Below are 13,646 nucleotides of genomic sequence, written 5' to 3'. Positions count from 1 at the left end.
ATTTTTTGCCATACTAAGCGCAACTTTGGATCACATCATCGAGGATGAGCATGGTTGTGCAATTGATGAGAACTTCTTTTGCAGCGGTGTGCGCTGCATGCCTGCTACTTATTGTGAGCACTCAGGCTCGCGCCAATGACTGGCAGACCCTTCATACCGAGCACTTCAGAGTACATTATACACCGACCCAGCAGGCCTGGGCGCGATCCGCAGCCGTTGAGCTGGAGCTGGTCAGAGATCTGGTGTTACAGCAACAGGGTCGGGCCCTGGATAGTATTGCCGATGTGGTGGTGTTTGATCCCATCAATGGCGCAAATGGCTTTGCATTACCCAGTACCGGCACCCCGCTAATGGCGCTGTTTACTACGCCGCCACAGTCAGACTCTGTGATTGCCAATAGCCCGGGCTGGCAGCAATTATTGATCCTGCATGAATACATTCACCTGGTCCATTTATCTCAACCCAGCCGCAGTGTATGGCGTCAGCATCTGCGTGATTGGTTTGATATTTACGATCTTTCCAGTGCGGTATTACCCCGCTGGGTCGCAGAAGGATATGCCACTTTGCTGGAATCTCGGCTGACGGGCCGTGGCCGCCTTTATGACAATTACAGCGAGGCCTTGTTGCGTGCGTTTGCCCGCCAGGGGGCTTTGTTGTCGTACGGGGCGCTGAGCAATGGCGATGGCAGTTACCGCTCCAGTGCGATGGCGTATTTGCTGGGGGTGAGGTTTTTGGCCTGGCTCGAGGATAAGCATGGTAAAGAGACGCTGGATGCTGTCTGGACGCGCGTTCATGGCGTACACAAACGCAGCTTTGCCAGCGCCTTTGAAGGGGCATTCGGACAAAGTGCAACACAGCTGTATCGTCGCTTTATCGCGGAATATACCTACCTTGCTATGACTCAAGAGCGCGACCTGGATACGCTGAACAGCCCATTATGGCAGGAGTTTGACTATGCGGCGAGCGATCCTGTGTTGTCCCCGGATGGCTCGCAAATTGCGTTGACAGAGCGCAGCAGAGATGGAGAGCGCTGGCTCCGGGTGTATAAAACCGAAGACAATATTGAAGCCAAACAAGCCTTCGACAAAGCACAGCAGGCCATTCTGGCTGCGGACCCCACAGACATTGCGGATAAACCTCCGGCCGTGTTTAAGCGTGAGCAGGTGGCTGAGCTGGCGGCGCGCGATTTTGCAGGCATACAATATCCGCAGTGGCTGGATCAGGAAACGCTGTATTTTGTTGCTCGCGCGCGCGTTGATGAGACGCGGGGCAACCGGGTCAACGATCTGTATCGCTGGCATATTCCCAGCGGTGAGGTGACACGATTAACTCAGTCGTTGGGGATCCGCCGTTTCACCTTGCTGGACACAGATACGCTATTTGCAGAGCAAGTACGTAGCGGATTTTCTGAATTGGTGCGGGTTGAGATCAGCAGCAACACAGTCACGCCACTGTCGGCGCGCAACCTCGGCACTGTGTACGATTACCCGCAGCTTGCGCCTGACAAACGTCAGCTGGCCTACCTGAAAACCGCGCTTAACGGCAACTGGCAATTGTATATACAAGACTTGCAATCCGGCACAGTGCGCGGTGTCCCTATGCCGCAGGGGTATCAATACCTGACCGCACCCAGCTGGCAAGCAGACGGACAAGGACTGTACTTTATCGCGGGTCTGAATGGCCAGCTGGGTGTGTATCGTTACGATATCAGGCAAAACAGCCTGTATTTGATCACCGCCGGACAAGCGGTTTTTGAACAACTGGTGCCCCGGGCGGATCAGCCGCTGTTATATGCTCAATCTACGCCACAGGGCACGCGATTGCATGCGCTGGATAGCCAGATCACGGAACAGCCGGTCACTGCCCTCAGTGAGGATTTCGCGGTGCCGCTGGGTAAAACCGATGCCGTAGTATTGCCTGAAGCTCAGATTTATGACGCTGAAGAGCACGCTATTACCCACAGTGATTACCAGTGGCTGAAGCAAAATGCGTCCGTGGCATTGTCGGCGCAGGCCAGCACTGCTGCCAGTGAATTGCTGAGCGTGGGCGTCAAAGGCAGCGATCTGCTGCAGCAATTATCTTGGCAACTGGGGCTGGCACAGAGCAGCGACAATGTACTGGATGGCAGTTTTGCCGCGCTGCGCTACCGCTGGGGAGACTGGCGTTTTGATGCCCACCTGAGCAACTACCGCTTAGACAGCCGTCATCAGCATGGTGAGGCACAGCCGGTCAGGTTGCATGGCACAGGACTGAGCACCAGTGTGAGTTATGAGTGGCGTTTTGATACTTTGTCTGTTGCGCCTTTTGCTGCGGTTACCCACTATGATGATGAAGGCGATGAGGCCGTGACGACGCAGTGGACCGGGCTGGAGCATGGCTGGCAATACTACCAACAGGATTCTGCCCTGGGCTATCGCCTTAAAGCAGCCATATTGAGTGGTGACAGCCAGGGACATGGTTATGACTGGCAAGGGTATGGCAAGGTGTGGGACTGGCCCTGGTTTGCGGGTGTGCAGTCTCAGTATCGCGACGCTCAGTTGCTGGGTCTGGGCGGGTTTGATAACAATATCCTCAGTGGCCGCACCCGCAGCGATCTGGTGCTCAGCCCCGAGCTGCCTTTTCAGTTTGCCACCGGCCGGCATTATTACGGCTATGAACTGGCATCCAGCTGGTCACTGGGTCAGCCCAGGCTCTTTATTAAACATCACCGTCTTGATGGCCAGCGGATCGCGAAAAGCTATGGGGTGAAGTGGCAAGTTGACCTGAGCCAGCAAGTGCTCGGATGGGCAAACTGGTTTGCGCCTGCCGGGATGACCGATCTGCATTTCGATTTGGGGGTTGCCCGGGTGGAAAGCGATCTGGCGGAGGATTCACTGCGGGCCTGGCTGGGGCTGTGGTATGCGCTGTGAGGGGCAGATAAATAAAAAGGCAGCGGGTGCTGCCTTTTTAGGGAGAAAAGTTTAATTCAGTATTACTGGTAATCCGCAACCAGGCTCAGACCTGAGTATGCGTTGTAGGCACGAATACCGACCCAGTAACGACCTGCACCATCGTTGCGTGTACAGTTTTCGGTGTTACCCCAACGGTACGGACGACAATCATAAGTGCTGGTAGTGGGTTGTGCATCTTTACGTACGTACAAGTCAGCATCACCGCTGCCACCTGAGATATCAAAGGTGATGTTGGTCGCGCCCGCTGGCACGTCGAAGTAGAAGTAAGTCATCTCGCCACGTGCAGCTGACAGGCCAGTTCTTGCTACGCCTTTTTGCAGCTGATCTTCACCACCTGGGCCATAAACAGGCACTTGCTTCGAAGTTGTCGCAGTTGCACCTGTGCTGTCAGTCACAGTCAGTGACACTGTGTAGTTACCGCCAGCGGCATAAGTGTGGCTTACAGATGCACCAAAGCCTGTTGCGTTGTCACCATAGTTCCACTCGTACTGAGAGATAGCGCCATTCGGTGAGCTAGACGCGCTGCCGTCAAAGCTACATGCCAGTTCTGTACAGTTGGCAGTAAAGTCGGCTACTGGCACTGGATCGCTGTTGTTGTCGCCATCCGGAATACCATTAAAGTGGCTCGATACTTCAGGCCAGATCTTGCTGATCTTCACACCCTGGTTGGTACAGCCACCGAAGTGGTGCAGTGCAATAACCTTGTTGCTTGATGCAGCCAGAACCGGTGAGCCAGAAGAACCACCAATGGTGTCACAGTAGTAGCCCATGTCTGTGCCCGTGCCGCGGCCATTGGCTGTTACGACGTCAGCTTCACAGTTGCCGCTGCTGTTCTGATCTGACTCAATGGCCAGCTCTTTCGGATTACCTGAACCGTGCTGTGGAATATAGATGCGCTCGCCTTGTGCCGCATCGCGAACATCCAGACCAAAGTAGCCAAATGGCGCTGCTTTGTTGAACTCGTTGATGGTGAACAGGGTGTAGTCCAGTGTGTAGTCTGAAGACAGGAAGTCTTTACCGGTGACTTTCACCACAGTTTCAAGGTTTGAGCCATTACAGCTGGTGTGCTGGTAGTTGAACCATACTTCTGTGTTGGCCAGCTCAGACGCAGAACCCACACAGTGCTCGTTGGTGAACATGCGGTTATCCGGGCCAACACGCCAGCCAGTACACAGGCCGCTACCGTTCATCAGCAGGCGAGCAACCGGGCGTGAACGTTCAAATTCAGTGGGGTTTGAACCTGCCCAGCACTGTACGTCACGACGCTCATTAACACCACACGTTGATTCAATGCCCACGTCGGTTGATGCGTTCATGGCTTCCATCATCGGCGTGTTTTCTGTGCCGTGGTCGTAGAAATCAATCACTGCTGGCGTGATTGCCTGAGTTGAAATTTGTCCTGAGTCAGACGCGCTACCCGGTGTATATTCAACGATTGCCGTTTCAGCAGAGATAGACATAGCAGAGAAGCTCGTTACGCCGTCGTCTCCCAGTTTGCTGTTAACGGTTGCTGCATGCATATTCGCTTCAGTGTACTCGTAGCGTTCGCTGCCATCTGCTGAGCGCACAACCAGCTTGCCGCCATTGGCCAGGTTCACATTTTTAAAGTGTAGTTTGATGTAGCTGGCATCAGGATGGGTGATGGTGCGTGTGATCACTGTGCTGCCTGTGCTGCTGAGTGTCGCAAACTCCTGACCGAGCGAAATGTTGGCATCGGCACGGGCACCAATGATGGCTTTGCTGGCCTTACTGGTGTATTGCATCATTTGTGCTTCTGTCAGTGGCGCAGTGTTTTGAGCCAGTGCTGCGGTAGAGAGTAAGCCGAGCGCAGAGACAAGATAGGTTAGTTTCATTGCTGTTCCTTTTCACTTGTTGTTGAATGATTTTTTAGAATAAAAAGTTATTGAATAAATTTCGCACAGGTACAAAGGTAATCACAAAATCAGTTGTTGTAAAGAAAGTGATAACAAAAAATTAATAAAGTAAATCATCACTCCTCATTTAAGTACTGTATTTATGCGTGTTTTGGGTAAAAAATTTTTATTTTTGCCGTTTGCGCTATGTATTTTATTCCTGTTTTATGGACTAAAGGTGTGATTTTCAGAGGAAATCAGCAAATATCCAGGATCTTCCTTTATTTTAGAAGCGATTACGTGTCACTGGCTTGGGTTTAGCATGCTTGATATTTCTGTTAACGGGGACTTTACATGTTCATTGTTGCAGGGCCAAGCGGTTGTAATGACGGGGTAATAATTGAGCGCGGGCAGAGCCGCCATTCAGGGTTGGGCATGACGTGGCGGGCTAAGTCGCTGAGTGGCTGCGTACGTAAGGGGGCAGTCAGCTCGCAGCTGTTGTTACTGCTCAGTGAGTGACTGCAACATGCTGTGTTTGGCGGTGAACACCCGGCTTTTTTCCGGATCGGAGGTTTTCTCTATTGCCTGCTCAAGCAGCTGACGGGCTGTATCATGGTCGCCCTGCAGGTAACTGATCTTGGCCAGCTCAAAATACGGTTCAGGCAGGTAAGGGGTTTCCTTTACCACGTTAACCAGCAGGCGGGAGGCTTTTTTCAGCTGGCCTTTGGCAATCGCACTGCGCGCATTCATCAGAAAGTCGAACGGGGTTTTGGCATCATCTTCGAGCTGTTGCTCAAGGCGTGCAGCCAGCGCTGTTGCCTGCTGCTCTTTCGCTAAGACCAGGTAATTGGACAGCAGGTTGTGGCTGGTCAGACGATGCTGGTCAGCATACTGATAAATGGTTTCAGCGCCTTTCAGATCGCCGGCCCGACGGTGCAGTACGGCAGCGATATTGATCAGCTCCGGGTCGTCAGGGGCATAACTGCGGGCGCGCAGAATTCGGGCGGCACTGAGGTCAAACTCATCTGCCAGCATGGCTTTCACGGCCAGGTTAGCGTAAAACTTGGCGACCAGATCTTTGTACCGGGCTGACGCCACAAATATGGCATCCTGCGCCGGGAAGTAGTCAATGACGGTGCCCGGGCGTATCAGTGTGATCCAGTCTTCTTGTTCCTGCTGTTCAGGTGCCAGCAACTTGGTTTTAAAGTGTGACGAGATCAGTATGGTATCGGCGACTTGCTGATATACCGGGGCCGAGGCCACTTTGTGATATCGGGTGTCTATACCTGCTACAAAGGCATAGGCCTGAGTCAGTACGGCGAGTGAAATACAGTTGCCACCACCGTATTGTAACGATTCTGTGGCGCTGTAGGTTTCGCCCCGATAGTGGAACTCTTCCAGCTGGTCATGCAGGTATTCATAAATGATCCGATCGCCGCGCATGCCCGCTAAAATATGTTCTTGATAGTAGGTCAGAAAGGCTTGTTGCTCTAGTTCCGGCAGGGCAAAAATTGACTGCTCATCGAGCACTGCAACGGGGTTAAACAGGGCATGATTAAATGGCATGTCCGGCCGTGGTGGCGGTGTTGTGGGGCTTTTTTGTGGGCTGGCACAGGCGCTCAGCAGTACAGTTAACAGGCTTAATAGCCACAGGCGGGCAGGCATAGTCATACTCCTAAGGCACGCATTGTGCGTATCCGCTTGGTCGCGGTTTTTGTAATTATTGCGCTTTGACTCTACACCTATCCTAATGATCTGCCAACGAGTTTGTGGGTAGCAGGTGTACTGTAGTTGGAATCGCTCATTGCAAGGAAATCTAAACAATGTTCTATAACACGCTTTCTACATGCAAGTAGCAGCCTGGCCGCCAAGTCATTCTCTTCTTATCTATTGAAGTATGTAAGAAAGAGCACATGCCTAAAAAGCATGTACTCCTAATCTTAGCTTTGCGTACTTTCAGAGAGCTTTGTTTTATCTATTGGTGCGCTTTTTGGCAGTGTTGGTAGTTTTGAATTTGCAGGTAAACCACCAAAAATATGGTCTAGATTGTCTCGATTGATTCTTTTCATATTAAGATATCCTTCTGTATTTACTGTTTTTTGATCCTGACTAAATTAGCTTTTTATATGAATCGACTTTTTAGTTTGACAGGTTTACGAGCCGCTGGGTTGCTTTTTCATAAAAAGAGGAGCTAACGAAGCGAACCTGGGTATGGTGGATCTATTTGGATCTCCACTAATTCCACCATAATTTGGACCACAGAAACACGTTCAATGACATTCATCGTTTGCTTTCTTCTATTTACCTTTGGCTAGTAAAGCCCTCGTTAGGTATGTGAATAAATTAATAAACCTACTTAATCAACCTTCATCAGGTTTTTTGTTTTTTTCCCAAAATAGGGTCTATAGGGGCGAATTGAGGTAGGACAGGGCGGTCTGGGTCACCTGTGCCGCCACCTGAAATCTTGTTTAACAAGCTAGAGCTAATAGTTTTCATGTTAACTTCTCCTTTGGAGCTCCTACCATCAAATATTAACGTAATGAGAGTCAGAAGCCACACTGTATTATAAAGAGTTTTATCTTTGTTTCTTTTAAAACTTAACAACGATTAAATTCATAAATCAGGCTGATTATGAATTTTAAGTACTCTTGTCTTTCTCACTACGGGGAGTTATCTGGACGCGCCTAGGTAGGATTGCTCTATCGGGATCTCCACTAATTCCTCCACCTACAATTTTAGTAAGTAAAGCTTCTTCAATAATCTTCATTGCTAGATTCCTTATCTGATATTTCTAAGTACTATGAATATATTAATAAGTCTAACTGAAAGATAAGCTATGACTTTTTTTGCTTTTTATCGAGTATGGGGTCCATGGGTGCAGATCGCGGCAACTCTGGTAGCTTTGGATTTCCAGCTGTGCTGCCGCCTAAGATCTTGCCTAACAACCTATATTTAATTGTTCTCATAAATTAATTCTCCTTTGGAGCGCCTAACATGCACTATAAATGTAATGAGTGTAAGAGACTCCAGAATGTGAAGGGTATACTGAGTCGGTGACCATATATGGTGATAAATAAAGGGGTAACTTAGAATGTCATAAAAATAAAGTTGGATCTCAACCCAGGCTGCGAAACATAGTAGCGCCGAAATAAATAGCAATAAGCAAATACAGCATTCAGGGATTGTGAGTGCGTAATCTTCTCTGGCTTTTTTGAAAAATTTTATCTTAGTGAGCCTATATGCTGCTTCTGCTTGAACACCTCTGGTGAGAAATAGTACTAGAAAACAAATATTTAATATTAAACACCATAGGTAATAGTGTCTGGTCCAAGTTATTGCGATTGGGTTAGCTACTGTGTCGACCAGTTGTAAGGTAATCATTAAAGAAAACAACCACCTAGCGTTATGGTCTTTCCAAGTGAGGATGAGGCCGATAAAAACCACAGAAGATAGCATCATTTCAATAAAATGCATCAGTCTTCTCCCTTGTCATCTGCTTTTGGTTCCATAGGTGGTTCTTTCTGTTGGGGCTTTTTAATTGTTCTTTTTTCTGCGTTATCGGCCAAAAAGCCAAAAAAGCTTTTCCAGTCTTTACCAAAGATCATCAGGATATCAAGCAATTGCTCAAGATCCATAATGGTCTTACCACTTTCCCAATTGGAGATGGTGGACTGATCAACCGGGACGGACATTTTCTTGGCCAGCTCGGCTTGCGACATTTTTTGTTGTATTCGCAAACTACGCAATGACGCCTGAATGTCCCTTCGGGCGCTGTTTAGCCAGTTCAATCGTTGACGTGAATTCATTGTACATCCGTATATGAATATTAAAACAGTGAAGTTACATTTTGTTTCTTATTATTATACGGGGTAATTTAACAGCTGTTTAAAAAATGTAAAGTATCAATCTGTTATTTTGTACCCGAATACTGATTAAGTTACGCTCTAAAAGTTTGTTTTACTTACATTGATTTAGGTAAAAATCATGAGTTGTAAGGGATTTCTAATTGAGGTTGGTACGCGCCTTGTCTGATGCACTTTATGAATGGATTCATCGTCAGTAATCGTGAATATGTAAACAAGTGTTACCCAGGACGCTATGATTTATTTTATGACGTTTTTTCAACAGCGTATTTTGCAAATGAAATGGGTAGTAAATGACGCATTTTTTGCACGCTGGTTTGCGCTATATTTACCCTGGAGGAGAGCAATACAGCCTTGTTGAGGTAAAAAGCCCGGTACTTCAGTGCTCTGACCAGTTTTGCGGATTGAAAAACTCATCCTTTTTACCCAGTCTGAGTCCATAGTGATTGCACAATTGTGGCTTATAAATTCCATGATCAAGATTTCTTTGCGCAAATCTTTACTTAACTCATGGAGACTAACATGGTGGTTTATCAAAAGGCACTCCTGGCAGCGGCACTTTCGCTGACTTTGCTGCCCAATAACGCGCTTGCCACGCGGCTGGCTGCACCAGGCGCCTACTGTAATGGCCTGGATCGGACCCAGATAGACATCGGTGAGCATGTTGAAAATCAATATATGGTTTATCTGGCATTGAGCCCTAAGCTGGCTGACACCGCGCTGACCGTGAGGGGGACTCAGAATTCGATTGTGGTTTCTTACGGTGGCCGCTGTGAAGTGCTTAACGGCAGTAGCTATAACGGGTTGCACGTGAACCTGCCGGACAGTGGTGAATATTACAATGGTGCGAACCTGGACTTTCATCAGCAGGTTTATGGCGGTGAGGGGAACGACACCATTCTCACCGGCAATAAAGTCGATTACGTGTATGGAAATGGCGGTAATGACCAGATCCACACTTTTAGAGACTATGAACGCGTCGACGGTGGTGCCGGTGCGGACTGTGTTGAAGAAGGGGATGAAGGTACGATCCAGAGCCGATTCGAAAATGTGGAATCAACCAGTTGTGCTAACTATGCACCGGCCAGTTGTGAAGGCCTGGACCGTACAAAGATTGCCGTTGCCGATGATAACTCTTTGAACCCGTATATGAATTACCTGTCGGTGTCACCGAATGTGAGCGGTGAAAAGTTGACGGCCGAAGGGGACGATGCGCTGGTCACTGTGTATTACGCTGGCAGCTGTGAAACCTTTGATGTGAGCAACCACAACGGCTTCCAGGTAAACCTGGCCGATAGCGGTGAAGAATATGACGGTACGGCGCTGAACTGGCACCAGCTGGTGTATGGCGGTGATGGTAATGACACCATCTTAACCGGTAATAAAGTGGATTACGTGTATGCCGGTAAAGGCGATGACATCATTTACACTTATGGCGACTTCGAGAAAGTAGATGGTGGCACGGGCATGGACTGTCTGACCGAAGGGTCAACTGGCAGTATCCAGAGCAATATCAGCGGCATTGAGCAATACTCCTGTACGCCAGTGGGTGATGTACCGGCCAGCCTGACGACCGCATACGAGCGTTGTCATATTCAGACCGGCAGCTTTGACAGTGAGCTGAATAATGGGGTGTGGAAACTGCGTGCACTCGACAACAATCTGACCTTGTTCGTTGAAGAGCACGATGAGTATGTGTTTGCTTACTCAGCGGGCTATCAGCACTGTGCCTTCAGCAACGCTGTAGAAGAAGTTGAGGTGCAGTTATCAAATGGCAACGATGTCCTGTCGGCAACCGGTGTGGGTCGTGATATGACAGTGTATGGCCTCAATGGTAATGACACCATCCAGACGGGTCGGGGTAATGACCTGATCTTTGGCGGTGACGGTAAAGACAAGATCCGTGCCGGTGATGGTAACGATTGGGTCGCCGGTGGCTCTGAGATAGAGACTGATCACGACGGTGTGGTACATCGCGTGCGCATCAGTGGCTATAACAATGACGGCGCAGACGATATTAAAGGTGAAAAAGGCAACGATGTGCTGTTTGGCAACCGGGATGGCGATAACATCTCAGGTGGTGACGGGGAAGACATCATCTTTGGTAATGACGGGAATAAAGACCGTTTGTCCGGAAACTCAGGTGCCGACATCATTGTCGATTCCGGTGGTGGCTCATGGGGCAACCGTGCCAAATCCTGGGGCGGCAGTGGTCAGGATATTCTGGTCTGTGAACGTGGCCATTGTGAACTCAGCGGCGGCGGCAGCAAAGACTTCTTAGCGGCAATCTCGACATACTCAGATATTGGTCTGTATGGCGGCGGTGGTGGCGATATTCTCTTCGTACGTGGTGATGAGATCCCGTCAGGTACCGGTGGCAGTGGTAACGACTTAATCTATAACGAGTGGAATGATCGTGACATCAGTGGCTACGTGAGCAGTGCCAAGCATAGATCAGGCTACTTTGACCGCGCAGTCCGTAAAGCGGGTAGTGGTATGTCATCACGTCACGAAGAAGTACTGAGACTGAAGCAATTCTACAATGAGAAAGGCTACAGTGAGTTTAAAGGTCGTATTGCGGATCTGGTTGACGAAGACACCTTTGAAGCCTGGCTGAACAACCGCAGTAAGAGCGTGTACGACTTGCAATAACACTGACAGCGCTTTTACAAAGCACATTCTAATTACTTGAGGTCCGTAATAGGATCCGTCCCGAGTAAGGGGGAAGTCTGGTGGCTTCCCCCTTTTTCTTGTCCGACTGTGACTGCGAAAATAAACAACCGATTTTACTGTCTGTCATGGCCCTCTTTTTCCCCGTTCCAATTCCGGACAATGTGTCCGCTTTCGCCGAAATTCGGGATGTGATTTATTTAACGTCATGATTTTAAAGCTATAAAAGTTTGGCACGAAACTGGCTCCTAGCGTGACAGAGACAATCTTTACGGAGCTGAAAATGGATGTAATTAAACCGCCTGAACCCACCAAGCGCTGGCGTCGCTGGATGTGGGGGCTGGTCGTCTGTGTTTTTGGGGTGAGTGTCTGGCTGATAGGTCCCAGCGATCAGATCACCCGGCTGGGGCGGCATGACGTCCTGATTGCAACCGTGGAATATGGGCCACTGTCTATTGGTGTGGACAGCTTTGGCGTGCTGCGCAGTGCGGAGCAGCATTTAATCACTGCCGACAGCGATGCGGTGGTGAAACAGATCTACCTCAAAGCGGGGGCATCTGTTGCTGTGGGGGAGGTGATTGCGACGCTCGATAATCCGGATCTGTCACTGGCGGTTGCGCAGGCACAACAGGCTTTGCAGAGCAGTGATATGGCATTGCAGCAGCTTATACTGAATCAGCAGCGAGAGTTTCTCAGTGAACAAACGGCACTGGATAAATTAACCGGCGATCTGGCAACTGCACGGTTGCGGCTGCAGGCCGAGCAGGGGCTGGCTGAGAAAGGGATCATTTCGCACCTGGTATTTGCGCAGACTCAGTCCAGAGTCGCCAATCTGGTCCGTCAAATGCAGAGCGCACAACAGCGTCTGGACCAGCTAAAAAAGCTTCATGCCAGTGCGCAGCAGCTGGCATCACAGCGCATTGCTATCCGGCGCCAGGAGTTGGCGCGCAGCCGTGCTAGGTTAGCTGCATTGACTATCACGGCACCCGTTGCGGGTATTTTGGAGCGTATGCCCCTGGCGGTGGGTCAGCGCCTGACAGTGGGCGATGAAACCGCATTGATCGGCAGTCAGACGCAGCTGCTGGCCGAGCTGCGCGTGCCACAGTCTCAGGTGCAAAAAGTGCTGCCGGGGCAGACAGTGACCGTAAGGATCCGTGATCAACAGGTCACAGGTACCGTGGGGCGGATTGACCCTGTGGTGGCAGAAAACAGCGTGAAAGTGGAAGTCGCCCTCCCTCAGACGCTCCCTAAAGCGGCCCGACCTATGCTCAGTATTGATGCCAGCATCACTGTGGCTGAGCTGGACCAGGCTTTATATATTCGTCGTCCGGCCAATGTACGTGAGCAGCAGGCAGCGCAGTTGTATCGTGTGCGTGAAGACGGTGCGACTGAGCTGAAAACGGTGCAATTTGGTGCGCTGGCGGGTCGTTATGTGGTGATAGAGCAGGGCGCCGAAAAGAACCAGCGCTGGATTATTTCTGATTTGAGTAACCTGGCGCAACAGGGCGTGCAGGTTGCACTGAATTAAAGGTTTAAAGGACAACTATGGCACAATGGGGTGTCGGTTTGTCAGCGGGGATAGTATGACACAGATAATAGCAATGCAGCACATCAGCAAAGTGTTCGAAACCGAAGCACTGCAAACACATGCTTTGCGTCAGGTGAGCCTGACCATAGAGCAAGGCGAGTTTGTTTCCATTTCAGGCCCGTCCGGGTGTGGCAAATCCACTTTGCTGTCTATTATGGGCTTGCTGGATGAAGCCAGCAGTGGGCAATACCTTATTCAGGGGGTTGAGGTTGGCACTTTGACCGCCGATCAGCGAGCAGAATTAAGAAACCGTCACATCGGGTTTATTTTTCAGTCTTTTAATCTGATCGATGAGTTGTCGGTGTTTAATAATGTGGCATTGCCGCTGCGTTACAGCGAGACCCGACTGTCGCGTGAGGAGGTGCACAGTCGTGTGCAAAGCTGTCTCGACAAGGTGGGGTTATCGCATCGTGCCGGGCACAAGCCAGATCAGCTCTCTGGCGGTCAGCAGCAGCGAGTTGCTATTGCCCGGGCACTGGTTGCGCACCCCAGCATTTTACTGGTGGATGAACCCACAGGTAACCTCGACTCCAAAAGTGGTGACGCGGTGATGCAACTGATCGCGCAGCTGCATCAGCAAGGGACGACCATTTGTATGGTGACGCATGATCCCAGGTATGCTGATATGGCACCGAGGCAGATCCGTCTTCTCGATGGTGAAATCGTCGGCGGCAGTCACACTCATCGCACTGCACGCAGTGCGATTGTCTGAAGGAATGCT

8 protein-coding genes are annotated in these 13,646 nt (G+C 50.0%); 4 read left to right on the top strand and 4 right to left on the bottom strand.

The window, feature by feature from the left end:
* Positions 1 to 65 precede the first annotated feature (65 nt).
* Positions 66 to 2,909: a TolB family protein gene (locus tag QNM19_RS21200; RefSeq protein WP_284027179.1), complete on the top strand. Its 2,844-nt coding sequence runs from the start codon at positions 66 to 68 to the stop codon at positions 2,907 to 2,909.
* 62 nt (positions 2,910 to 2,971) lie between these two features.
* Here QNM19_RS21200 and QNM19_RS21195 read toward each other — a convergent pair whose 3' ends face one another.
* The 4 genes from QNM19_RS21195 to QNM19_RS21180 all read right to left on the bottom strand — a co-directional run bounded on the left by QNM19_RS21195 (position 2,972) and on the right by QNM19_RS21180 (position 8,610).
* On the bottom strand, positions 2,972 to 4,804 hold the full coding sequence (locus QNM19_RS21195; RefSeq protein ID WP_284027178.1) for a PKD domain-containing protein: 1,833 nt from the start codon (positions 4,802 to 4,804) through the stop codon (positions 2,972 to 2,974).
* A gap of 501 nt (positions 4,805 to 5,305) precedes the next feature.
* Positions 5,306 to 6,469, bottom strand: coding sequence for a tetratricopeptide repeat protein (locus QNM19_RS21190; RefSeq protein WP_049863903.1), 1,164 nt, complete (start codon positions 6,467 to 6,469; stop codon positions 5,306 to 5,308).
* 275 nt (positions 6,470 to 6,744) lie between these two features.
* Complete coding sequence (locus tag QNM19_RS21185) at positions 6,745 to 6,873, bottom strand: hypothetical protein (protein ID WP_284027177.1); 129 nt, start codon at positions 6,871 to 6,873, stop codon at positions 6,745 to 6,747.
* A 1,404-nt stretch (positions 6,874 to 8,277) separates the two neighbouring features.
* Complete coding sequence (locus QNM19_RS21180) at positions 8,278 to 8,610, bottom strand: helix-turn-helix transcriptional regulator (RefSeq protein ID WP_010384980.1); 333 nt, start codon at positions 8,608 to 8,610, stop codon at positions 8,278 to 8,280.
* 579 nt (positions 8,611 to 9,189) lie between these two features.
* On the opposite strand from QNM19_RS21180, the gene QNM19_RS21175 reads away from it, so the two are divergent.
* From QNM19_RS21175 to QNM19_RS21165, 3 genes are all read left to right on the top strand, one after another.
* A complete protein-coding gene (locus QNM19_RS21175; RefSeq protein ID WP_049863901.1) occupies positions 9,190 to 11,319 on the top strand; it encodes a calcium-binding protein in 2,130 nt (709 codons plus the stop codon).
* Between the two features lie 301 nt (positions 11,320 to 11,620).
* Complete coding sequence (locus QNM19_RS21170; RefSeq protein WP_049863900.1) at positions 11,621 to 12,865, top strand: efflux RND transporter periplasmic adaptor subunit; 1,245 nt, start codon at positions 11,621 to 11,623, stop codon at positions 12,863 to 12,865.
* Positions 12,866 to 12,920: 55 nt separating this feature from the next.
* Positions 12,921 to 13,637, top strand: a complete 717-nt coding sequence (locus QNM19_RS21165; protein WP_197094257.1) for an ABC transporter ATP-binding protein — start codon at positions 12,921 to 12,923, stop codon at positions 13,635 to 13,637.
* Positions 13,638 to 13,646: the final 9 nt, after the last annotated feature.

It is taken from the genome of Pseudoalteromonas ardens, from assembly GCF_030125445.1.
In the GTDB taxonomy this organism is placed as follows: Bacteria; Pseudomonadota; Gammaproteobacteria; order Enterobacterales; family Alteromonadaceae; genus Pseudoalteromonas; species Pseudoalteromonas ardens.
This window is presented reverse-complemented; position numbering and strand designations above follow the sequence as displayed.

What these genes read in the sequence shown, in the direction of transcription:
- QNM19_RS21170 (WP_049863900.1), top strand. Translation starts at nt 11,621, where the DNA reads ATGGATGTAATTAAACCGCCTGAACCCACCAAGCGCTGGCGTCGCTGG.
- QNM19_RS21200 (WP_284027179.1), top strand. Translation starts at nt 66, where the DNA reads ATGAGAACTTCTTTTGCAGCGGTGTGCGCTGCATGCCTGCTACTTATT.
- QNM19_RS21185 (WP_284027177.1), bottom strand. Translation starts at nt 6,873, where the DNA reads ATGAAAAGAATCAATCGAGACAATCTAGACCATATTTTTGGTGGTTTA.
- QNM19_RS21190 (WP_049863903.1), bottom strand. Translation starts at nt 6,469, where the DNA reads ATGCCTGCCCGCCTGTGGCTATTAAGCCTGTTAACTGTACTGCTGAGC.
- QNM19_RS21195 (WP_284027178.1), bottom strand. Translation starts at nt 4,804, where the DNA reads ATGAAACTAACCTATCTTGTCTCTGCGCTCGGCTTACTCTCTACCGCA.
- QNM19_RS21175 (WP_049863901.1), top strand. Translation starts at nt 9,190, where the DNA reads ATGGTGGTTTATCAAAAGGCACTCCTGGCAGCGGCACTTTCGCTGACT.
- QNM19_RS21165 (WP_197094257.1), top strand. Translation starts at nt 12,921, where the DNA reads ATGACACAGATAATAGCAATGCAGCACATCAGCAAAGTGTTCGAAACC.
- QNM19_RS21180 (WP_010384980.1), bottom strand. Translation starts at nt 8,610, where the DNA reads ATGAATTCACGTCAACGATTGAACTGGCTAAACAGCGCCCGAAGGGAC.